Below are 19,758 nucleotides of genomic sequence, written 5' to 3' on the forward strand. Positions count from 1 at the left end.
AGAATCCCGAGGGCCCGAGGACTGAGGACATCGCAAGGAGCTTCAGGTGTTCAATGACATAGGACCGCTCGAGCTGGTGACGCTCGTTGTCCTCGCCGTGCTCGTCTTCGGTCCGGAAAAGCTCCCGAAGATGATCCAGGACGTCACCCGCACCATCCGCAAGATCCGCGAGTTCTCGGAGAGCGCCAAGGCGGACATCCGTGAGGAACTCGGCCCGGAGTTCAAGGACTTCGAGTTCGAGGACCTCAACCCCAAGACGTTCATCCGCAAGCAGCTGGACAACGACGAGCTGGGGCTCAAGGAGATCCGCAACGGCTTCGACCTGAAGAAGGAGATGGCCGAGGTCACGGACGCGGTCCACAACCGCGACACGGACTCCTCTTCGTCTTCCCCGTCCTCGTCCTCCGGTTCCTCCGGCGGCTCGATCGACATGACCAAGAAGCCCGAGAAGACCGATCCGGACGAGCGCCCGCCCTTCGACGCGGACGCCACCTGAGCCGTACCCAGTCGTGTGACACGGGCGGAAAACGGCGCGTGCGTGTCCCACGCGCCGGGTGCTTTCCCTGCTGCTCGGGGCGGTGTGGCTATGCTGCCCAGTTGTTGTGCGGACCGCTGAGGACGCCCGAGGGGGGCGGGCCACCCGGTCCGACGAGAGCAAGGAGGCGTCCGGGCAGATGGAGACGACAAGTCGGGTAGGCGCGCAGGCGCCGGCCGCGGAAGACGGACAGCAGGTCCCCTCCGCCCGCCGCACGGTAGACGGTTACCTGCTGGCGCCCTTCCCCTGGTACGGCCTCGACGAGGCCTTCACGGGGCCGCGCTGGCTGATGCAGGTCGGTACGTCGGCGGAAGGTGCCGTCGAGCACGGTTCGATCGGGCACGGGGAAGAGCCCTCGGTGCGCAGCGAGTCGACGGAGGACAAGGAGCGGTTCGCGGTCGTGGTGACCGTCGCGGCCAACCCCTCGCGCCGCAGCGCGGACGGTACCGGGCTCCTTGAGGCCACGTCGGTGTCCTCGGCGGCCTGGCTGGCCGGTGTGGGGCTGCTGTCCTTCACCTGGCCCGGCCAGATGGACCACACCCGGCGGGACAACTGGCTGGACCAGCAGACCGAGACGGCGTGGGTCCTCGCGGACGACCTCGAAGGGCCCGACTGGTCCTCGCTGTCCCTCCCCGTGGACGGCGTCCCCACGCCGTTCCACTACCGCGAGTTGGAGTTCGGCTGGGTCCTCGCGGGCTCCACCCAGGAGGGGGTCCATGTGGGGGCGTACGGGCGGGGGATGAGCGCGTACGGGTTGGCCTTCGCCAAGATCAAGGACATCGCGGCGTACGCCTGACGGTGCCCTGCCCTCCGGGAGGGGGGACGAGAACGCGGGCCGATCTGGGACTTCGGCCCGTTCGGCGGCTGCGGGCCGGTTCTGGCTGGTCGCGCAGTTCCCCGCGCCCCTTTGGGGCGCTCCTCAGCGGGGCGCCCCTGTCTACGTGCTGCCGGGGAATGGGCTAGAACTTGTTCCTCGGGGTGATGCCCAGGGACATGCCGGACAGGCCGCGCTGGCGGCCGCCGAGCTTGCCGGCGATGGCGCGCAGGGCGGAGCCCGCGGGGGACTCCGGGTCGGTCAGCACGACCGGCTTGCCCTCGTCGCCGCCCTCGCGGAGGCGGACGTCGATCGGGATGGAGCCGAGGACGGGAACGCTCGCGCCGGTGGTGCGGGTCAGGCCGTCGGCGACGCTCTGACCGCCGCCCGTGCCGAAAACGTCGACCATCTCGCCGCAGTGCGGGCACGGCAGGCCCGACATGTTCTCGACCACGCCCACGATCTTCTGGTGGGTCTGGACGGCGATGGAGCCCGCGCGCTCGGCGACCTCGGCCGCCGCCTGCTGCGGGGTGGTGACGACCAGGATCTCCGCGTTCGGGACCAGCTGGGCCACCGAGATCGCGATGTCGCCCGTGCCCGGCGGGAGGTCGAGGAGCAGGACGTCCAGGTCGCCCCAGAAGACGTCCGCCAGGAACTGCTGGAGGGCGCGGTGGAGCATCGGGCCGCGCCAGACCACCGGTGCGTTGCCCGGGGTGAACATGCCGATGGAGATGACCTTCACGCCGTGCGCGGACGGCGGCATGATCATGTTCTCGACCTGGGTCGGACGGCCGTCGACGCCGAGCATGCGGGGCACCGAGTGGCCGTAGATGTCCGCGTCGACCACGCCGACCTTGAGGCCGTCGGCCGCCATCGCAGCCGCGAGGTTCACGGTCACCGAGGACTTGCCGACACCGCCCTTGCCGGAGGCGACCGCGTACACGCGCGTGAGTGAGCCCGGCTTGGCGAAGGGCACCTCGCGCTCGGTCTGGCCGCCGCGCAGCGCGCTCGCCAGCTCCTTGCGCTGCTCGTCGCTCATCACGTCCAGGGTCACGTCGACGCGGGTGACACCCTCGACCGCCGAGACCGCCTCCGTCACGTTCTTCGTGATGGTCTCGCGCATCGGGCAGCCGGAGACGGTCAGATACACGGTGACCGCGACCGCGCCATCCGCACCGATCTCCACCGATTTGACCATCCCCAGCTCGGTGATGGGTCGCTGGATCTCGGGGTCGTTCACCGTCGCCAGTGCTTCGCGCACCGCGTCTTCCGTAGCCATAAGGACGATGGTACGGCGCCCGGCCCCGGGCCCGGAAAGCCCCGTCAACGGTCGCCTACGTCACGTCGCGGCGGCCGTTCTGCCGGGAATACGACCCGGCGGTCGGCGCGGTGTTCCTCCAGCTCCCTGATCAGGTCCTGGAATTCGGAGCGGATCCAGTCGCGGGTGGCCACCTCGCCGAGGCCCATGCGCAGGGCGGCGATCTCGCGGGTGAGGTACTCGGTGTCCGCGATCGAGCGCTCGTTCTGCTTGCGGTCCTGTTCGAGGTTGACCCGGTCGCGGTCGTCCTGGCGGTTCTGCGCGAGGAGGATCAGCGGGGCGGCGTAGGAGGCCTGGAGCGAGAGCATCAGGGTCAGGAAGATGAACGGATACGGGTCGAAGCGCAGATGGCGCGGTGCCGCGATGTTCCACACCAGCCACACGATGATGACGACCGTCATCCAGACGATGAACCGTCCGGTGCCGAGGAAGCGCGCGATCCGCTCCGACAGCCGCCCGAAGGCCTCCGGGTCCCACTCGGGCACCAGCCGGCGGCGCGGCGGCAACGGCTGGTCGAGGCGGGTGCGGGGCCGGGTGGTGGCGGTCGCCCCGGTGGCGGCCCGTTCGCGGGTCTCGCGGTCAGGTCCCATCGCGCCCCCCTTCGTCCACGCCTTCACGGGCGTCTTCCGCGCCGTCTTCCTCGTCTCCCCGGTCGTCCTCGCGGCCGTCCTCGGGTTCGCGCAGGCGCCCGTCCTGAGGTTCGTCCAGACGTTCGTCCTGCGGTTCGTCCTCGTGCAGATGGAACTCGGTCTCGCGCCAGTCCTCCGGCAGCATGTGGTCCAGCACGTCGTCCACGGTCACCGCGCCGAGCAGTGAGCCGCTCTCGTCGACGACGGGCGCCGCGACCATGTCGTACGTGGCGAAGAAGCCCGCGACGACGGGCAGCGCCGCGTCCGGCGCGAGCGCCTGCAGATCGCCTTCGAGGATCGAGCTGACCAGCGTGTACGGCGGGTCGCGCAGCAGCCGCTGGAAGTGCACCGTGCCCAGGTACTTGCCGGTCGGTGTCTCGTCCGGTGGGCGGCACACGTACACCTGCGCGGCGAGTGCCGGGGACAGGTCGGGGTTGCGGACCCGGGCGAGCGCGTCGGCGACTGTGGCGTCGGGCCGCAGCACGATGGGCTCGGTCGTCATCAGACCGCCGGCCGTCCGCTCCTCGTACGACATCAGCCGTCGTACGTCGGCCGCGTCGTCGGGCCGCATCAGCATCAGCAGCCGCTCCACGTCGTCCTCGGGCAGTTCGGCGAGCAGGTCGGCCGCGTCGTCGGGGTCCATCGCCTCCAGGACGTCGGCGGCGCGCTCCTCCTTGAGCTTGCCCAGGATCTCGATCTGGTCGTCCTCGGGGAGCTCCTCCAGGACGTCGGCGAGGCGGTCGTCGTCCAGGGCGGCGGCCACCTCCCCGCGCCGTTTCGGCGACAGGTGGTGCAGGACGTTGGCCAGGTCGGCCGCGCGCAGCTGCTCGAAGGTGGCGAGGAGGCTCTCGGCGCCCTGTCCGTGCTCCTCCAGCGAGAACCCGGTGACGGCGGACCAGTCGACGGTCATCGTCTCGCCCTTGGTGCGCCGGAAGGTCCCGCTGCGGCCCTTGCGCACGAAGACGCGGCCGATCTCCCACTCCCGGCGGGCCGGCCGCTGCTGGACGGACACGTCGAGCACGGTCACCTCCTCGCCGCTCTCGACGAGCCGGACCCGGCGGTCGAGCAGTTCGCCGAAGACGAGCCGCTCGGTGGGCCGCTGCTCGAAGCGGCGCACGTTCAGGACACCGGTGGTGATGACCTCTCCGGACTCGATGCCGATGACACGGGTCATGGGCAGGAAGATGCGCCGCCGGGTGGAGAGTTCCACGACCAGCCCGAGCAACCGGGGCGGGCGGCGTCCGACGCGGAGCATGGCGACCAGGTCCCGCACGCGGCCCACCTGGTCGCCGCTGGGGTCGAAGACGGCGACACCGGCGAGGTGCGAGACGAAGATCCGGGGGGCGCCTGCGGCCATGCCCGCGCCTCCTTCTTTCCGTGTTGCTCTTTCTTCCGTGTCGCTGGTCGCGCGTCGGTCGTCGCGTGTCGCTCGAACGCTTGCCGGGTTTCTCCGTACGGGCGTTTGGTCCGACCTGTCCGCTCAGGTGGGCTTCAGGCTAGCCCGTCCCGGTCGGATACGCCCTGGTGAGCGGTCCGGACGGACTGGCTCCGCCGGGCAGGTACGGCACCGGTACGCTGCCGTACGCCGTTGGGGACACCCGGCATGGGCACCCGCATGGGCACCCGCACGGACACGCGCATGGACACCCGTATGAAAGGCAGCCCTACCTGTGACTGCGATTTCCCAGGGCCGTACCCGCAGGGCCGCACTGGTGGGCGCGATGTGCGCACTGGTCGTGTTGGGGACGGCGCTGACGGGGTGCGGTAGTGAGGATCCGGACGCGGGCACGAACGGGGTGGGGAAGCTGTCCGCCACCGAGATCCAGTCGAAGACGCGCAAGGCCGCCACGTCGGCCGAGGCGGTACGACTCGCCGGGACCGTGGTGTCGAACGGGCGCACGTACAAGCTCGACATGCGGCTGAAGTCCGACGGCGGCACCGGTTCGGTCACCTCGGAGGGCGCGAGCTTCCATCTGCTCCGGGTCGGCCGGCACCTCTTCCTCAAGGCCGGCGCCGAGTTCTGGAACCACCAGGGCGGCAAGAGCGGTGCCACCTCCTCGGCGGACACCGCGGCCGCCGACAAGCTCGACGGCAAGTACGTGAAGGTCCCGAGCGGCGACCCGGCCTACAAGCGCTTCATCAGCTTCACGGACAAGGACGTCCTGCTCGACGGTCTGCTGACCCTGCACGGCTCCCTCGCCACGGACGGCCACCACGAGCAGTCCGGCGTCCGCACCATCCGTATCACCGGCGACAAGGGCGCGGGCGGCACCCTGGACGTCTCCCTGAAGGGAACCCCGTACCCGCTGCTCCTGGTCCGCGCGGGCGACGCGGGCACGCTCAGCCTCACCGACTGGGGCAAGAGCTTCGCCCTCGCGGAACCCGCCAAGGACGAGACCGTGGACTACGGCCGGCAACTGCCGACGTCGTAGCCCTGGAGCAGGTCCGCCGGACAGGACCTAGCGGCGGCGTCCCCGCTTCCTGAAGAGCAGACGCGGTACGGCGGCCGGGATCGGCTGGCGGGTGGTCGCGGGGGACGGGACCGGCACGGCGGCCAGCGAGCCGTCCGGCAGCGGGAGTGTGCCCGCCCGGGGCTCCAGGCGCAGCACCCGGCACTCGCGGGCCCAGCGGGCCGGCATCTCCTCGCCGTCGGGCGCGTTCAGACGCTTGCCCTTGAGCTCGGCGACGGTCGCCTCCCACGCGGGGGAGCCGGGCGCGAGTTCGACCACCTTCGCGGTCCACGCGGCCAGCCGCCCGCCCTTGTCCTTGCTGCGGACGACGACGACCGCGTCGCCCCCGTCGACGAGCGAGGGCAGCGGCTGCTCTCCGGGCCCGTCGCCGACCAGGCAGGCCGCGCCGTCGTGCCACACGTGCCACAGGGCCCGGGTGGGCGCCTCGGCGCCCGGCGCCTCGTGCGCCGGCACGCCGCCGCTCCGCACCCAGATCAGCCCGGACTTCTTCGTGGCCTCCTCGACGAGGGCCCGGTCGAGCAGCTGTTCCGTCATGGGCCCAGCCTATCCAGCGGCACCGGGCGGTCACCCGGTGCGCTCAGAGCCAGCCGTTGCGCTTCAGGATCCGGTGGATCGACAGACACATCCCGACCGTGGCGCCCAGCACCAGCGGGTAGCCGAACTTCCAGTGCAGCTCCGGCATGTGGTCGAAGTTCATGCCGTACACGCCACAGACCATCGTCGGTACGGCGATGATCGCGGCCCAGGAAGTGATCTTGCGCATGTCCTCGTTCTGCGTCACGGACGCCTGCGCGAGGTTGGCCTGGAGGATGGAGTTGAGCAGTTCGTCGAAGCCGAGGACCTGCTCCTGGACGCGGGCGAGGTGGTCGGCGACGTCGCGGAAGTACTTCTGGATGTCCGGGTCGATCAGCCGCATCGGGCGCTCGCTCAGCAGCTGCATGGGGCGCAGCAGCGGGGATACGGCCCGCTTGAACTCCAGCACCTCGCGCTTGAGTTGGTAGATGCGGCCGGCGTCCGTGCCGCGCGGGGTGCCCTTGCGGCCCGGCGAGAAGACCTCGGTCTCCACCTCGTCGATGTCGTCCTGCACGGCGTCCGCGACCGCGATGTACCCGTCGACGACGTGGTCGGCGATGGCGTGCAACACGGCGGAGGGGCCCTTGGCGAGCAGCTCGGGGTCGTCCTGCAGCCGGTGCCGCAGCGCCCGCAGCGAGCCCTGCCCGCCGTGCCGGACGGTGATGAAGAAGTCCCGCCCGGTGAAGCACATGACCTCGCCGGTCTCCACGATCTCGCTGGTGGCGGTGAGCTCGTCGTGCTCGACGTAGTGGATGGTCTTGAAGACGGTGAACAGGGAGTCGTCGTAGCGCTCCAGCTTGGGTCGCTGGTGGGCCTGGACGGCGTCCTCGACGGCCAGCGGATGCAGCCCGAACTCGCCCGCGATACCGGCGAATTCGGCCTCCGTGGGCTCGTGCAGACCGATCCACACGAAACCGCCGTCGCGGTGCACCAGCCGCATCGCCTCCTGGGGCGTCAGCGGCTCGGGGGTCTGGACGCGGGCGCCGTCGCGGTAGACGGCGCAGTCGACCACGGCGGAGTTGGTCCCGGGGGCGCGGGTGTGGTCGTACGAGCCACTGTCCTTGCGCAGCGAGGGACGGGGACGGACCGCGGCACGCAGGTCACGAATCATCGACATGACGGGCTCCTTCGCAACGGAGGCGACCGACGACGGTTGAAACTACCCGGAATGGGGACGTCCAGACTGCGGATGTTTGGCACGTCCACAAAGCGGGGAGCACCGCACCGTCGCGGTGGCAGCTTCGCTACTGATTCAGATCAGACAGATCGGATGTATCAGGCGGAAACGAAGCGCTCTTCCGTGGTGCACCGGGACAACGCTGACACGTATGCACACGTTTGCAGGAGGAAGCAGCCGACAGAGCTACGGGAGCCAGGGAGCGGCTGGAACCAGCTACAGAACTTCAGCGACCGGAAGAGCGGGTGGTACTGCCAGGTCGACTTCGGTCCATTGCAGCCCCACCTCCTCCGGTCGGTCCCCCGTGAGGGACGATCCATCCCCCGTGGGGGAGCTGGCTTCCCCCGTGGGGAAGCCAGTCAGTCTCAGTGCGTCGGAGCTTGAGAGCGACGCTTCTGCGTGCTGCCCCGACCAGCGGCCAAGACTATCAGCGCACTGAAGCGTCAAGCCGCCGCTTTGCCCGTTACTGACGAGTTCTATGCTCGGCTCATGGCTGATGTTCTTCCTTTGGTCGAGGCCCGGTTGCGCTCTGCGCTGGGCGAACCCGACGCCCGGGCCGCGGTCACCTTCCTCGGTACCGACCGTATCGAAGTGCTGCGCTTCACGGAGGGTGACGTCGTCCGCTACGCCACGCTCGGTATGTCCGCCCAGCCGATGGCGGACCCCACGGCGGTCCTCGCCGACCCGGTGAAGGGCCCGCGCGCGGAGCTGGTCCTGTCCGTCCGCCCCGGTGTCGCCGACACCGACAAGGTGCTCCGCCCGCTCGCCGTGCTCGCCGCGTCCCCGCAGGTCGAGGGGCTGATCGTGGCCCCCGGCGCCTCGCTCGACGTGGGCGGGGCGCTGTGGCCCGGCGCGCCGTTCACCTCGGTCCTGGTCGCGGAGTCCGGTGGCCTGGTCGAGGACCTGGAGCTGGACGCGCCCGCCGATCCCGTACGGTTCCTGCCGCTGCTCCCGATGACGCCGAACGAGGCCGCCTGGAAGCGTGTGCACGGCGCCGGGGCCCTTCAGGAACGCTGGCTGAACGGCGGAACGGACCTGCGCGATCCCTCGCGCAGGTCCGTTCCGCTGGACTGAGCACTTCTTGACCCGTTCTTTTCCGCCGGCCTGAGACCAGGCCGGTTTCCTGGCCGAAAACAGTCAGTTGGCGAACACGGCCACACTGTCCTCGGTGGCGTGCTTCGGCTGGAGCTCCTCGGCCTCGTGGGAGAGCGCGTTCCGGCGTGCGAACACCACGACCGCTCCGATCACGGCGGTGATCGCGGCGACCACGAACGGGATGTGGATGTCGCTCCACTCCTCGATCTTCGGCGCGAAGTAGGGCGCGGCCGCGGCGGCGAACCACCGGACGAAGTTGTAGCCGGCGCTCGCCACCGGGCGCGGCGCGTCCGACACGCCGAGCGCCAACTCGGTGTAGACGGTGTTGTTCACGCCGATGAAGGCGCCCGACAGGATCGTGCAGACCACGGCCGCGGTGTGGTTGCCGTACCCGAGCACGAGCACGTCGGCGGCGAGCAGGACCAGGGAGCCGCCCAGCACCTTGAGCGAGCCGAACCGCGCCTGCATCCGCGGCGCCACGATCACCGAGAAGACGGCGAGCAGCAGGCCCCAGCAGAAGAACACGGCGCCCGACTTGTAGGGGGTCATGTTCAGCACGAACGGGGTGAAGGCGAGCACGGTGAAGAACGTGTAGTTGTAGAAGAACGCCGACACGGCCGCCGAGGCGAGGCCGCCGTGGCCGAGCGCCTTGATCGGGTCGAGCAGTGAGGTCTTCTTCGCGGGCCTCGGCTGCTCCTTCAGGAACACCGTGATGCACAGGAAGCCGACCGCCATCAGGAACGCGGTGCCGAAGAAGGGGTAGCGCCAGCTGGCGTTGCCGAGCAGGGCGCCGAGCAGCGGCCCGCACGCCATGCCGAGGCCGAGCGCGGACTCGTAGAGCAGGATCGCCGCGGCGCTGCCGCCGGCCGCCGCGCCGACGATGACGGCGAGGGCGGTGGAGACGAACAGCGCGTTGCCCAGACCCCAGCCGGCCCGGAAGCCGACGAGTTCGCCGACCGAGCCCGACGTGCCCGCGAGCCCCGCGAAGACCACGACGAGCGCGAGGCCGAGCAGCAGGGTCTTCTTGCCGCCGATGCGGCTGGAGACGAAGCCGGTCACCAGCATCGCGACCGCGGTGATCAGGAAGTACGAGGTGAACAGCAGCGAGACCTGACTCGGGGTCGCGTCCAGGCCCTTGGCGATGGAGGGCAGGATCGGGTCGACGAGCCCGATGCCCATGAAGGCGACGACGGATGCGCCGGCGGTCGCCCAGACGGCCTTCGGCTGCCGCAGGATGCTGCCCGCGCCGGCGTCGAATGTGTCCCCCTCGGCGGGACCTCCCGTGGTGTTGGTCATGCTCGCTCCTCGACTGCGTAGAGAGAGATCGGTGGCCATGGATCGATGGCTGGATCGTTGGCTTATACACATAATAAGTTAGAAGGGCTAATTAATGCAAGCTGCATCTAGTTCCATCGGGTGACCGGCACGCTCCGGACGGGTGATCGTCCTTGACGCGGCGAAATACGGGGAGGACCGTGGGGCCCTATGAGGGGCGAACCCAGTTGCCCGAAGTGTGGTGGCCGGGTCAGGGCTCCCGGCCTCTTTGCCGACTCCTGGCAGTGCGATGCGCATGGGGCCGTGTATCCGCTGCAGCCCGTGATCCCGCCCAGCGTCGAGGCCCTCGGTGTCGTGGTGCACCGTGCCCAGGTGCCGGTGTGGATGCCGTGGCCGCTGCCGGTCGGCTGGCTGTTCACCGGCGCTGCCTTCGCCGGTGACGATCGCAGCGGAGGGCGCGCGACGGCCGTGGCCTGTTCGGGCCCCGGACCGCTCGGCGGCATAGGGGAGCTGATCCTCGTCGCCGAGGAGCTCGGCGTCGGTCTCGGCGCGCGGTACGCGGGCATCGACGGACCCGACCCGGGGCCGTACATGAACGTCGAGAAACCACCCCAGGCGAAGGTCCTCGCGGCCGGCCGCCCGACCCCGCTCTGGCATGTGGCCGGCAGTCCCGACGACCGTGCCGTCTTCGCGGGCGAGGCGCTGGGGCTGTGGGTGTGGGCGGTGGTGTGGCCCGAGCAGTCGGGGCTGCTGATGTACGACGAGCTGGTGCTGACGGATCTGCGGGATGCGGGGGCGGAGGTGGATCTGTTGCCGTGCGGGGCGTTGTCGCCACGGATCCTGGAGCCGTAGCGCTCCGCTGTGGTGCAGAGGTGCCTTGGGCGGGTGGATGCGTGCGGGTCGTCGTTGGCTGAGCGCGCGGTTCCCCGCGCCCCTGGCGGGGCGCTTCGCACGGGTCGGTTGTAGGGGGTGCCCGGTACTTGTGGGTGTGACAAGAGGCTCGGAGCTCCCGTTATGCTTGAGCGTCCCCTCTCACCCCGTCATCGCCTGGAGTCCGCGTCGTGCGCATCGATCTGCACACCCACTCCACCGCCTCCGACGGTACGGACACCCCCGCCGAGCTGGTGCGCAACGCCGGCGCCGCCGGTCTCGACGTCGTCGCGCTGACCGATCACGACACGACCCGCGGGTATGCGGAGGCGCTGGCCGCGCTGCCCGAGGGGCTCACCCTCGTCACGGGCGCCGAGCTCTCCTGCCGCCTCGACGGCATCAGCATGCACATGCTGGCCTACCTCTTCGACCCCGAGGAGCCCGGGCTGCTCGCCGAGCGCGAGCTGGTGCGCGACGACCGCGTGCCGCGCGCCCGGGCCATGGTCGCCAAGCTCCAGGAGCTCGGTGTGCCGGTCACCTGGGAGCAGGTCGCGCGCATCGCGGGCGACGGATCCGTCGGGCGACCGCACGTCGCCTCCGCCCTGGTCGAGCTGGGGGTCGTGGACAGCGTCTCCGACGCCTTCACGCCGGACTGGCTGGCCGACGGCGGGCGGGCCTACGTACCCAAGCACGAGACCGACCCCTTCGAGGCGATCCGCCTCGTCAAGGCCGCGGGCGGCATGACCGTGTTCGCGCACCCGGCCGCCGCCAAGCGCGGCCGGACCGTGCCGGAGTCCGCGATCGCCGACCTGGCCGCCGCCGGGCTCGACGGCATCGAGGTGGACCACATGGACCACGAGCCGGCCACCCGCGCCCGGCTGCGCGGCCTCGCCGCCGACCTGGGACTGCTCGCCACCGGATCCAGCGACTACCACGGCAGCCGCAAGACCTGCGTGCTCGGGGAGTTCACCACCGACCCCGAGGTGTACGGCGAGATCACCCGGCGTGCGACCGGGGCGTTCCCCGTCCCGGGCGCCGGCGGAGCCTGACGCCCGCCTTCGCGCCCCAGGTTCCTCGAAGCACCCGACAGAGCACCTGAACCAGCGCGCGGCAAAGTGCCCGGCAACGTGCCCGAATCCGGCCGCCGTGTGCCTCCGTTCCGCCCGGCGGAACGCCTTTCCCCAGCGGTGGCGGCAGACCTCGCCGCGCCGATCTCCCCACCTCCGCAAGGCCTCACTCACTCATGTTCGACGTCGCCGTCTTCGGCTCCCTCTTCCTCACGCTCTTCGTCATCATGGATCCCCCCGGGATCACCCCGATCTTCCTCGCGCTCACCGCGGGACGCCCCGCCAAGGTGCAGAGGCGGATGGCCCTCCAGGCCGTCTGCGTGGCCGGCGGAGTGATCGCCGTCTTCGGCCTCCTCGGCCACCAGATCCTCGACTACCTGCATGTGTCCGTGCCCGCGCTGATGATCGCGGGCGGGCTGCTGCTCCTGCTGATCGCCCTCGACCTGCTGACCGGCAAGACCGACGAGCCCAAGCAGACCAAGGACGTCAACGTCGCCCTCGTACCGCTCGGCATGCCGCTGCTCGCGGGGCCCGGCGCGATCGTGTCGGTGATCCTCGCGGTCCAGAAGGCCGACACCGTCGCCTCCCAGGTGTCCGTGTGGGTCGCGATCCTCGCCATCCACGTCGTCCTGTGGGTGGTCATGCGCTACTCGCTGCTGATCATCCGCGTCATCAAGGACGGCGGTGTCGTGCTGGTGACCCGGCTCGCGGGCATGATGCTGTCCGCGATCGCCGTGCAGCAGATCATCAACGGGATCACCCAGGTGATCCGGGCGAGCTGACCGTGAGCCGGTGAGAACGCGCAAAGCCCCGTACGGCGTCGTGCCGTACGGGGCTTTGAAATCTGAAGGCGTCCGCCCGGAGGTGAACTGCTCCGTGATGCTTCGAACTGCTCTGAAATGTTATGAAGCGGACGATTCGGCCGGGCGGATCCACAGTCGCTGCCCGATGGCGGCGGCCTGCTGAACGATCCGGTTGACGGAGGCGGCGTCTACAACGGTGGTGTCCACGGGCGTGCCGTCGACATCGTCGAGTCGCATGATTTCGAAGCGCATGGGCTTCTCCCTTCGTCTGGTCATCCTCCTGAGGAGAACTACTGGTGTGGGCTGCGCGAGACGTCGGTGCTCACGCTTCCGTTCGTATTCAACGGGGTGCGTGTTACAAACATTCCCTACGCTAAGGAAATTTTTCGAGAACCTAATTACCGTCGGGTAAGAAGTCTGGAGGAGACTGAACGGGACCGGTTGTGTTCGCAGCGTGACCGCCGGGACAATGGAGGTGATGAACGACGACCACGCGGCGCTCGGCGCCCGCATCGACCGCACGAACGAGCTGCTCCAGCGCATGCTCGCCGAGGTGGCGAAGACGCCCTCGACCCATGCGATCTTCGTCGACGCCGGATACCTGTACGCGGCCGCGGGCCGGCTCGTCGCCGGGACCGAGGACCGCCGCGCCTTCGACCTCGATGCCGAAGGCCTCATCGACGCGCTCATCGACAGGGCCCGCACCATCTTCGCCGACAGCAGGCTGCTGCGCGTCTACTGGTACGACGGCGCACGCCGCCGTATCCACACCGCGGAGCAGCAGTCGATCGCCGAACTCCCGGACGTGAAGGTCCGGTTGGGTAACCTCAACGCCAACAACCAGCAAAAGGGCGTCGATTCCCTCATCCGCTCCGACCTGGAGTCCCTCGCCCGGCACCGTGCCATCAGCGACGCCGCGCTGCTCGGCGGCGACGAGGACCTGGTGTCGGCGGTCGAGGCGGCGCAGGGGTACGGGGCGCGGGTCCACCTCTGGGGCATCGAGGCGCCCGAGGGCCGCAACCAGGCCGAGCCGCTGCTGTGGGAGGTCGACAGCCAGCGCACGTTCGACCTCGAATTCTTCAAGCCCTACGTGTCCCGGCGCACCTCCGCGACCTACGACCCGACGGCGGCGAGCCGGCCCACCCGCGAGGACGTGCGGTTCGTGGGCGCGCAGATCGCCGCGAAGTGGCTGGCCGCGCGGGGGCGCGAGGCGCTGGTGGAGCTGCTGCCCGGCCACCCCTACCTGCCCGGCTCGGTCGACCAGGATCTGCTGGTCGAGGCCGAGGGGCTGCTGCAGTACTCCCTGCGGGGCCAGGCGGACCTGCGCCGCGCGCTCCGCGACGGCTTCTGGGAGCACTTGCAGGCGCAGTACTAGCTTCTACCGGTCCGACCCCGGATCACTCCTGCGTCTGATCCCAGAACTTGGCGAGGGCGAGGGCCGTCTGCTCGGGCTGGTCCGTGTTCGGGGAGTGCTCGGCTCCCGGTACGACCGTGCGCCGGGCCTTGAGACGTACGGCCATGTCGTCCAGGAGCGCCACCGGCCAGGTGTCGTCGAACGCGCCGGACAGCACATGCTTGGGCAGGCGTACGGCGGCCAACTCGGCGACGCGGTCGGGCTCCGTGCACAGTTGCCGGCCGGTCGCGATCAGTTGGGCCGGTCGGGTGAGCAGCCAGCGGCGCCGCAGGTCCTCGCGGTCGTCCAGCCCACCGTCGAGATCGGCGGTGTCGATCTCCTCCGGCGGTTCCATCGCCTGGATGGCGTCCCACACCTGGGCCATGTCCATCACGGCGAGGGCGTCCCGGAGCAGTTTGACGCGCTGTTGCTGGGAGGTGGAGATCTGGGCGGGGCCCGAGGCCATGAGGGTGAGTGAGGCGAAGGGGGCCGGGTCGAGGAGGACGGCGGCGCGGGCGACCAGTCCGCCGAGGGAGTGACCGACGAGGTGCACGGGGGTGCCGACGGCTGCCGCCTGGGCGAGCACGTCCTGCGCCAACTCGGCCTGCGCGTAAGCCGATTCGTCGTGCTCGGGACCGTCGCTCTCGTACTGCCCGCGGCCGTCCACGGCGACGGTACGGTACCCGCGCGCCGCGAGCGGCTCGTGCAGCGCGATGAAGTCTTCCTTGCTGCCGGTGAAACCCGGCAGCAGCAGTACGGTTCCCTTCAGCTGCGCCTGCGGCGCGGCGTCGAGCGCGGCGAACTCGCCGCGGGCGGTGCGGAGACGGTAGGCACGGACACCGGCGGGCGGCGCGAAGGAGGGGGGCCTGCTCATGCCCCGAGGCTATCGGGCGGGGCCGCACCCCGGCTCCCCGCCCGCCCGTAGTTCTCCGGCTGACGGCCGGTGGGGCACCGGGGCGCAGCCCCGTGCCTCAGGGGCGCGGGGAACTGCGCGCCAAGCCCCCACCCACCCGCAGCCGACAAACCCACCCGGGGGTCTGGGGGCGGAGCCCCCAGGTAGGGATGATGGGGGTCCCCCCTGCTCGAGCGAAGTCGAGAGCTTGGGGGAGGGTAGGGGCGGCGGGGGCGAGAACGCCGATGGCCCGGCCCCACCGCAGGTGGGACCGGGCCATCGGGCTGAGGATCAGCTCTCCGCGGGCTCCGCGGCAGCCGCCGCCTTGCGCGTACGCCGACGCGGCTTGGCCTCCGGCTCGTCAACGGCGGCCGACTGGGCGGGAATCGCCGCCTCGACGGTCTCCGCGACGGCCTTGCGGGTCCGGCGACGGACGGGCTTGGCCGTGGCTTCGGCAGTGTCCACGGCCGCTTCGGCGGGCGCCTCGGCCGTGGCCTTGGCCCGCGTGCGCCGCGGCTTGGTGGCGGGGGCCTCCGGCGCGGCCTCGACCGCGTCCACCACGGCCACCGCCGCCTTGCGCGTGCGCCGCGGCTTGGTGACCGGCGCCTCGGCGACACCCTCCGCCGTGTCGACCGCGACCTCCGCGGGCTCCGCGACCTTGCGGGTACGGCGACGAACCGGCTTGGCCGGAGCCTCCGCGACGGCCTCGGCGACGGCGGCGGTCTGCGCCGGAATCTCGGCCTCGACGGGCGCGACGGCCTCGACAGTCGCGACGGTCTCCGCGACGGCCTTGCGGGTCCGGCGACGGACGGGCTTGGCCGTGGCTTCGGCAGTGTCCACGGCCGCTTCGGCGGGCGCCTCGGCCGTGGCCTTGGCCCGCGTGCGCCGCGGCTTGGTGGCGGGGGCCTCCGGCGCGGCCTCGACCACGCCCTCGGCCGTGTCGACGACGGCCTCGGCGGCCTTGCGGGTACGGCGACGAACCGGCTTGGCCGGAGCCTCCGCGACGGCCTCGGTGACGGCTTCCACGACGGGCGCGGATTCCGCGACGGGGGCCACGGTCTCGACCGGGGCGGGAGCGGCCTCCGCCGTCTTACGGGTCCGACGGCGACGCGGCTTCGCGGCCGCGTCCTCCGGCGTGGCCTCGACCACGCCCTCGGCCGTGGCGACCGCGGTCTCCGCGGCATGTGGGGCCTCGCTCACCGACGGCTCGGCGATGGTGGCGGCAGCCGCCACCGCCTCCGTACCCCCGGCGCGCGTACGGCGACGGCGGCGCGGGGTGCGGGGCTCGGTGGCCTCCGCGGCGGCGGGCTCGGTGGTCGCCTCCGGAGTCGACGTCGTGGCCGCCTCCTCCAGCGCGGCACCGTTGCGCGTACGGCGACGGCGGCGGGGCGTGCGCGCCGAGCGCTCACGCTCGTGCTCCACGGGCGCCGGCGCCGACGAACGGCCACCGCGGCCGCGCGGACCGCCACGCCCGCCGGTCTCGCCGAGGTCCTCGACCTCTTCGGCCGCGAGGCCGGCGCGGGTGCGCTCGGAACGCGGCAGGACACCCTTGGTGCCGGCCGGGATGTTCAGTTCCTCGAAGAGGTGCGGGGACGTGGAGTACGTCTCCGGCGGGTTGCTGAAGCCGAGGTCCAGCGCCTTGTTGATGAGCTGCCAGCGCGGGATGTCGTCCCAGTCGACGAGGGTGATCGCGATGCCCTTGGCGCCCGCGCGGCCCGTACGGCCGATGCGGTGCAGGTACGTCTTCTCGTCCTCGGGGGACTGGTAGTTGATGACGTGGGTGACACCCTCGACGTCGATGCCGCGGGCGGCGACGTCGGTGCAGACGAGGACGTCGACCTTGCCGTTGCGGAACGCGCGCAGTGCCTGCTCGCGGGCGCCCTGGCCGAGGTCGCCGTGGACCGCGCCGGAGGCGAAGCCGCGCTGCTGGAGCTGGTCGGCGAGGTCCGCCGCCGTCCGCTTGGTGCGGCAGAACACCATCGCGAGCCCGCGGCCGTCGGCCTGCAGTATGCGTGCGACCAGCTCGGGCTTGTCCATGTTGTGCGCGCGGTAGATGAACTGCGCGGTGTTGCGGACCGTCGCGCCCTCGTCGTCCGGCGCCGTGGCGCGGATGTGCGTGGGCTGCGACATGTAGCGGCGCGCGAGACCGATGACCGCACCCGGCATGGTCGCCGAGAACAGCATGGTCTGACGGCGGGCCGGCAGCATGTTCATGATCTTCTCGACGTCGGGCAGGAAGCCCAGGTCGAGCATCTCGTCGGCCTCGTCGAGGACGAGCGCCTTGATGTGCTTGAGGTTGAGCTTCTTCTGGCCCGCGAGGTCCAGCAGTCGGCCCGGGGTGCCGACGATGACGTCGACGCCCTTCTTGAGGGCCTCGACCTGGGGCTCGTACGCCCGGCCGCCGTAAATGGCGAGAACGCGTACGTTGCGGACCTTGCCGGCCGTCAGCAGGTCGTTGGTCACCTGGGTGCACAGCTCGCGCGTCGGGACGACGACGAGGGCCTGCGGCGCGTCGGTGAGCTGCTCGGGCTGGGCCCGGCCCGCCTCGACGTCCGCGGGGACGGTGACACGCTCGAGGAGCGGGAGGCCGAAGCCCAGCGTCTTGCCGGTGCCGGTCTTGGCCTGGCCGATGACGTCGGAGCCCGAAAGGGCTACGGGGAGCGTCATCTCCTGGATGGGGAAGGGGGTGATGATGCCGACGGCTTCAAGGGCTTCGGCCGTCTCGGGAAGGATTCCGAGCTCTCGGAAAGTCGTAGTCAGGGTGCTGCCTCTTCTGTGTACGCGGTGCGAGGCGAGCGCGGGGGTCGTATCGGGGACCGTGCCGGGGACGTCGGCCGCTCCTGACGGGCTGGCCGAGTGGCATGGGACCACTGCCGACGCTCGAGCTCTCGTACCGCTGAGGGTTCCCTCCGGATGTCGTACGCAATGTGCCGTACGGACGAGGAGGGCTGTCGGGTCGGAGCCGATCGGGCCACCGACCGGGCATCCTCATTCGTGCGGCCCGTCGAATACTCGCCGGGCGCATTACCACCATACCCCGGAATCGCGCATACGCGATGGCCGATTTGGTCACGTAGTCGTCGTCACACTGATTGACCAGGGACTTCCCTGTTGCGTTGAGCGGGCTATTGTGCGCTTCATGACGACGCCTGACAACGCCGCTGACCCGTCCGCCGAGGCCACCGACAAGAGCACCCCCGCGGCCACCGGAGTCGCCGCGCAGAACTGGGACACGGCCGCCGCCGACCCCCAGTACCGCGCCGCGGTCGTGGACCTGCTCGGAGCGCTCGCGTACGGGGAGTTGGCGGCGTTCGAGCGGCTCGCGGAGGACGCCAAGCTGGCCCCGACGCTCAGTGACAAGGCCGAGCTGGCGAAGATGGCGTCGGCCGAGTTCCACCACTTCGAGCGGCTGCGGGACCGGCTCGCCGCGGTCGGCGCGGAGCCGACCGAGGCGATGGAACCGTTCGTCGCCGCGCTCGACGGCTTCCACCGGCAGACGGCTCCCTCGGACTGGCTGGAGGGCCTCGTCAAGGCGTTCGTCGGCGACTCGATCGCCAGCGACTTCTACCGTGAGGTCGCCGCGCGCCTCGACGCCGACACGCGCGGGCTCGTGCTCAGTGTCCTCGACGACACCGGGCACGCGAGCTTCGCCGTCGAGAAGGTGCGCGCCGCCATCGACGCGGACCCGCGCGTGGGCGGCCGGCTGGCGCTGTGGGCGCGGCGGCTGATGGGCGAGGCGCTGTCGCAGTCGCAGCGGGTCGTCGCGGACCGTGACGCGCTGTCGACGATGCTCGTGGGCGGTGTGGCGGACGGGTTCGACCTCGCGGAGGTCGGCCGGATGTTCTCGCGGATCACCGAGGCCCACACCAAGCGGATGGCGGCGCTGGGCCTGGCGGCCTAGACCCGGTTTCCTCGGTTTCCTTGGGTCCCACGGTTTCCTTGGGGCCCTTGGTTTCCTCGGGGCTTGTCGGCCTCAGGAGTTTCGCCGTCGCCCGCTTCGGTCACGCCGTCGCCGAGCGGCGGCGAAATCTTTCCGCGGGGCGCAGCAGAAGCGACAGCAGCGCGGCGGAGACGATCACGGCGCCGGCGAGGATGACCAGGAAGTGGCCGGAGCCCAGCGCCGTGTGCGTCAGGAAGGCTCCGAAGAGGGCTCCGGCGACACCGGTCGACAGGACCAGACCGCGGCTCGGCAGGCGGTGCGGCAGGCGGTACGCCGCCCCCCACGCCAGCGCGAGACCGAGCATCGCGGCGCCGAGCGCTTCCAAGAACATGGTGAGGGTCCCTCCCGCACGGCCGGTGCAAATCGGTCGTAGCGGGTTTACCCCTGAGGTGCGGAACGCAATCCTCCCCTGTGGATGTTCTGTGCTCCATCCGTGGTGGTGAGACCACGGGTACGGGCCCGGCGCGACGCGCGCGGAGGATCCGGTTCCGTGCATGCGAAGGGGCCCGGCGACAGCGTCACCGGGCCCCTTCCGCTCGCCTGAACTACAGCGCGCTGAATCCCACCTTGCGCTGCGTGGGCTCGCCGAGCTCCACGTACGCGAGGCGGTCGGCCGGAACCAGGACCTTGCGGCCGTGGTCGTCCACGAGGCTCAGCAGCTGCGACTTGCCGGACAGCGCCTCGGACACCGCGCGCTCGACCTCTTCCGGTGTCTGACCGCTCTCCAGAACGATCTCGCGGGGCGCGTGCTGCACGCCGATCTTGACCTCCACGGCTTTGTCCCTCCGACGGTCAGTCATGTGCGCGTCTCTCCGCGCCGTACGCTGCACACATTAGCCCGGTGAGGGGACGTGCACGTTCCGGCCGAGAACGCCAAGAGCGAACAGCGGACGGGAACAAAGAAAC

Annotated in this window: 20 protein-coding genes; 9 read left to right on the forward strand and 11 right to left on the reverse strand. The window is 70.7% G+C overall.

From position 1 onward, the window contains the following. The first annotated feature begins 46 nt into the window (after positions 1-46). Together OG798_RS34170 and OG798_RS34175 are read left to right on the forward strand one after the other, a co-directional pair. Positions 47-496 (forward strand): sec-independent translocase, encoded by a 450-nt coding sequence (locus OG798_RS34170; RefSeq protein ID WP_095852733.1) that lies wholly within the window; start codon positions 47-49, stop codon positions 494-496. 178 nt (positions 497-674) lie between these two features. Further along, complete coding sequence (locus tag OG798_RS34175; protein WP_120985369.1) at positions 675-1,331, forward strand: hypothetical protein; 657 nt, start codon at positions 675-677, stop codon at positions 1,329-1,331. A 163-nt stretch (positions 1,332-1,494) separates the two neighbouring features. Here OG798_RS34175 and OG798_RS34180 read toward each other — a convergent pair whose 3' ends face one another. The 3 genes from OG798_RS34180 to OG798_RS34190 are packed head-to-tail and all read right to left on the reverse strand — an operon-like array spanning position 1,495 to position 4,653. Next, the gene (locus tag OG798_RS34180) at positions 1,495-2,628 is read right to left on the reverse strand and encodes an Mrp/NBP35 family ATP-binding protein (protein WP_095852732.1); all 1,134 of its coding nucleotides are present in this window, start codon (positions 2,626-2,628) and stop codon (positions 1,495-1,497) included. A gap of 44 nt (positions 2,629-2,672) precedes the next feature. Then, positions 2,673-3,257 carry a DUF1003 domain-containing protein gene (locus tag OG798_RS34185; protein ID WP_095857797.1) on the reverse strand — a complete coding sequence of 195 codons (585 nt, stop codon included), beginning with the start codon at positions 3,255-3,257 and terminating at the stop codon, positions 2,673-2,675. Beyond that, a complete protein-coding gene (locus tag OG798_RS34190) occupies positions 3,247-4,653 on the reverse strand; it encodes a magnesium transporter MgtE N-terminal domain-containing protein (RefSeq protein ID WP_257016587.1) in 1,407 nt (468 codons plus the stop codon). Before OG798_RS34190 ends, OG798_RS34185 begins: the two co-directional genes overlap by 11 nt. A gap of 313 nt (positions 4,654-4,966) precedes the next feature. On the opposite strand from OG798_RS34190, the gene OG798_RS34195 reads away from it, so the two are divergent. After that, complete coding sequence (locus tag OG798_RS34195) at positions 4,967-5,728, forward strand: hypothetical protein (RefSeq protein WP_121415084.1); 762 nt, start codon at positions 4,967-4,969, stop codon at positions 5,726-5,728. Between the two features lie 27 nt (positions 5,729-5,755). On the opposite strand, the gene OG798_RS34200 is transcribed toward OG798_RS34195, so the two are convergent. Together OG798_RS34200 and OG798_RS34205 are read right to left on the reverse strand one after the other, a co-directional pair. Beyond that, entirely contained in the window at positions 5,756-6,301 is a 546-nt protein-coding gene (locus tag OG798_RS34200; protein WP_095852730.1) for a hypothetical protein, read from the reverse strand. Positions 6,302-6,344: 43 nt separating this feature from the next. Next, the gene (locus tag OG798_RS34205) at positions 6,345-7,457 is read right to left on the reverse strand and encodes a magnesium and cobalt transport protein CorA (protein WP_095852729.1); all 1,113 of its coding nucleotides are present in this window, start codon (positions 7,455-7,457) and stop codon (positions 6,345-6,347) included. A 549-nt stretch (positions 7,458-8,006) separates the two neighbouring features. Between OG798_RS34205 and OG798_RS34210 the strand changes: the two genes are divergently transcribed. Continuing rightward, positions 8,007-8,591, forward strand: coding sequence for a suppressor of fused domain protein (locus OG798_RS34210; RefSeq protein WP_267062759.1), 585 nt, complete (start codon positions 8,007-8,009; stop codon positions 8,589-8,591). A gap of 63 nt (positions 8,592-8,654) precedes the next feature. Here the strand turns inward: OG798_RS34210 and OG798_RS34215 are convergent, their stop codons facing one another. Further along, complete coding sequence (locus OG798_RS34215) at positions 8,655-9,908, reverse strand: MFS transporter (RefSeq protein ID WP_267062760.1); 1,254 nt, start codon at positions 9,906-9,908, stop codon at positions 8,655-8,657. 189 nt (positions 9,909-10,097) lie between these two features. Between OG798_RS34215 and OG798_RS34220 the strand changes: the two genes are divergently transcribed. The 3 genes from OG798_RS34220 (at position 10,098) to OG798_RS34230 (ending at position 12,606) form a co-directional block, all read left to right on the forward strand. Then, positions 10,098-10,739: a DUF6758 family protein gene (locus tag OG798_RS34220; protein WP_054228207.1), complete on the forward strand. Its 642-nt coding sequence runs from the start codon at positions 10,098-10,100 to the stop codon at positions 10,737-10,739. A gap of 209 nt (positions 10,740-10,948) precedes the next feature. Further along, entirely contained in the window at positions 10,949-11,806 is an 858-nt protein-coding gene (locus tag OG798_RS34225; protein ID WP_328758194.1) for a PHP domain-containing protein, read from the forward strand. A gap of 194 nt (positions 11,807-12,000) precedes the next feature. Continuing rightward, positions 12,001-12,606: a MarC family protein gene (locus tag OG798_RS34230; protein WP_095852726.1), complete on the forward strand. Its 606-nt coding sequence runs from the start codon at positions 12,001-12,003 to the stop codon at positions 12,604-12,606. Between the two features lie 120 nt (positions 12,607-12,726). Here the strand turns inward: OG798_RS34230 and OG798_RS34235 are convergent, their stop codons facing one another. Next, a complete protein-coding gene (locus OG798_RS34235) occupies positions 12,727-12,879 on the reverse strand; it encodes a hypothetical protein (RefSeq protein WP_095852725.1) in 153 nt (50 codons plus the stop codon). Between the two features lie 217 nt (positions 12,880-13,096). Between OG798_RS34235 and OG798_RS34240 the strand changes: the two genes are divergently transcribed. Beyond that, the gene (locus OG798_RS34240; protein ID WP_179436824.1) at positions 13,097-14,002 is read left to right on the forward strand and encodes an NYN domain-containing protein; all 906 of its coding nucleotides are present in this window, start codon (positions 13,097-13,099) and stop codon (positions 14,000-14,002) included. Positions 14,003-14,024: 22 nt separating this feature from the next. Here OG798_RS34240 and OG798_RS34245 read toward each other — a convergent pair whose 3' ends face one another. Together OG798_RS34245 and OG798_RS34250 are read right to left on the reverse strand one after the other, a co-directional pair. After that, positions 14,025-14,894 (reverse strand): alpha/beta fold hydrolase, encoded by an 870-nt coding sequence (locus OG798_RS34245; RefSeq protein ID WP_267062762.1) that lies wholly within the window; start codon positions 14,892-14,894, stop codon positions 14,025-14,027. Between the two features lie 309 nt (positions 14,895-15,203). Further along, positions 15,204-17,579: a DEAD/DEAH box helicase gene (locus OG798_RS34250; RefSeq protein ID WP_267062763.1), complete on the reverse strand. Its 2,376-nt coding sequence runs from the start codon at positions 17,577-17,579 to the stop codon at positions 15,204-15,206. Between the two features lie 472 nt (positions 17,580-18,051). Here OG798_RS34250 and OG798_RS34255 point away from each other — a divergent pair, with 472 nt between their 5' ends. After that, entirely contained in the window at positions 18,052-18,813 is a 762-nt protein-coding gene (locus OG798_RS34255) for a ferritin-like fold-containing protein (RefSeq protein WP_097227462.1), read from the forward strand. A 100-nt stretch (positions 18,814-18,913) separates the two neighbouring features. On the opposite strand, the gene OG798_RS34260 is transcribed toward OG798_RS34255, so the two are convergent. Together OG798_RS34260 and OG798_RS34265 are read right to left on the reverse strand one after the other, a co-directional pair. After that, the gene (locus tag OG798_RS34260; RefSeq protein ID WP_054228201.1) at positions 18,914-19,183 is read right to left on the reverse strand and encodes a hypothetical protein; all 270 of its coding nucleotides are present in this window, start codon (positions 19,181-19,183) and stop codon (positions 18,914-18,916) included. A 214-nt stretch (positions 19,184-19,397) separates the two neighbouring features. Beyond that, the gene (locus OG798_RS34265; protein ID WP_095852722.1) at positions 19,398-19,625 is read right to left on the reverse strand and encodes a DUF3107 domain-containing protein; all 228 of its coding nucleotides are present in this window, start codon (positions 19,623-19,625) and stop codon (positions 19,398-19,400) included. Positions 19,626-19,758 lie beyond the last annotated feature (133 nt).

This window comes from Streptomyces sp. NBC_00271 (assembly GCF_036178845.1).
Taxonomy (GTDB): domain Bacteria; phylum Actinomycetota; class Actinomycetes; order Streptomycetales; family Streptomycetaceae; genus Streptomyces.

Bases quoted from the DNA above. Each gene is read 5' to 3' on its own strand.
- OG798_RS34190 (WP_257016587.1), bottom strand. From the start codon at position 4,653: ATGGCCGCAGGCGCCCCCCGGATCTTCGTCTCGCACCTCGCCGGTGTC.
- OG798_RS34240 (WP_179436824.1), top strand. From the start codon at position 13,097: ATGGAGGTGATGAACGACGACCACGCGGCGCTCGGCGCCCGCATCGAC.
- OG798_RS34210 (WP_267062759.1), top strand. From the start codon at position 8,007: ATGGCTGATGTTCTTCCTTTGGTCGAGGCCCGGTTGCGCTCTGCGCTG.
- OG798_RS34185 (WP_095857797.1), bottom strand. From the start codon at position 3,257: ATGGGACCTGACCGCGAGACCCGCGAACGGGCCGCCACCGGGGCGACC.
- OG798_RS34215 (WP_267062760.1), bottom strand. From the start codon at position 9,908: ATGACCAACACCACGGGAGGTCCCGCCGAGGGGGACACATTCGACGCC.
- OG798_RS34175 (WP_120985369.1), top strand. From the start codon at position 675: ATGGAGACGACAAGTCGGGTAGGCGCGCAGGCGCCGGCCGCGGAAGAC.
- OG798_RS34205 (WP_095852729.1), bottom strand. From the start codon at position 7,457: ATGTCGATGATTCGTGACCTGCGTGCCGCGGTCCGTCCCCGTCCCTCG.
- OG798_RS34180 (WP_095852732.1), bottom strand. From the start codon at position 2,628: ATGGCTACGGAAGACGCGGTGCGCGAAGCACTGGCGACGGTGAACGAC.
- OG798_RS34230 (WP_095852726.1), top strand. From the start codon at position 12,001: ATGTTCGACGTCGCCGTCTTCGGCTCCCTCTTCCTCACGCTCTTCGTC.
- OG798_RS34245 (WP_267062762.1), bottom strand. From the start codon at position 14,894: ATGAGCAGGCCCCCCTCCTTCGCGCCGCCCGCCGGTGTCCGTGCCTAC.
- OG798_RS34250 (WP_267062763.1), bottom strand. From the start codon at position 17,579: ATGACGCTCCCCGTAGCCCTTTCGGGCTCCGACGTCATCGGCCAGGCC.
- OG798_RS34260 (WP_054228201.1), bottom strand. From the start codon at position 19,183: ATGTTCTTGGAAGCGCTCGGCGCCGCGATGCTCGGTCTCGCGCTGGCG.
- OG798_RS34235 (WP_095852725.1), bottom strand. From the start codon at position 12,879: ATGCGCTTCGAAATCATGCGACTCGACGATGTCGACGGCACGCCCGTG.
- OG798_RS34255 (WP_097227462.1), top strand. From the start codon at position 18,052: ATGACGACGCCTGACAACGCCGCTGACCCGTCCGCCGAGGCCACCGAC.
- OG798_RS34220 (WP_054228207.1), top strand. From the start codon at position 10,098: ATGAGGGGCGAACCCAGTTGCCCGAAGTGTGGTGGCCGGGTCAGGGCT.
- OG798_RS34200 (WP_095852730.1), bottom strand. From the start codon at position 6,301: ATGACGGAACAGCTGCTCGACCGGGCCCTCGTCGAGGAGGCCACGAAG.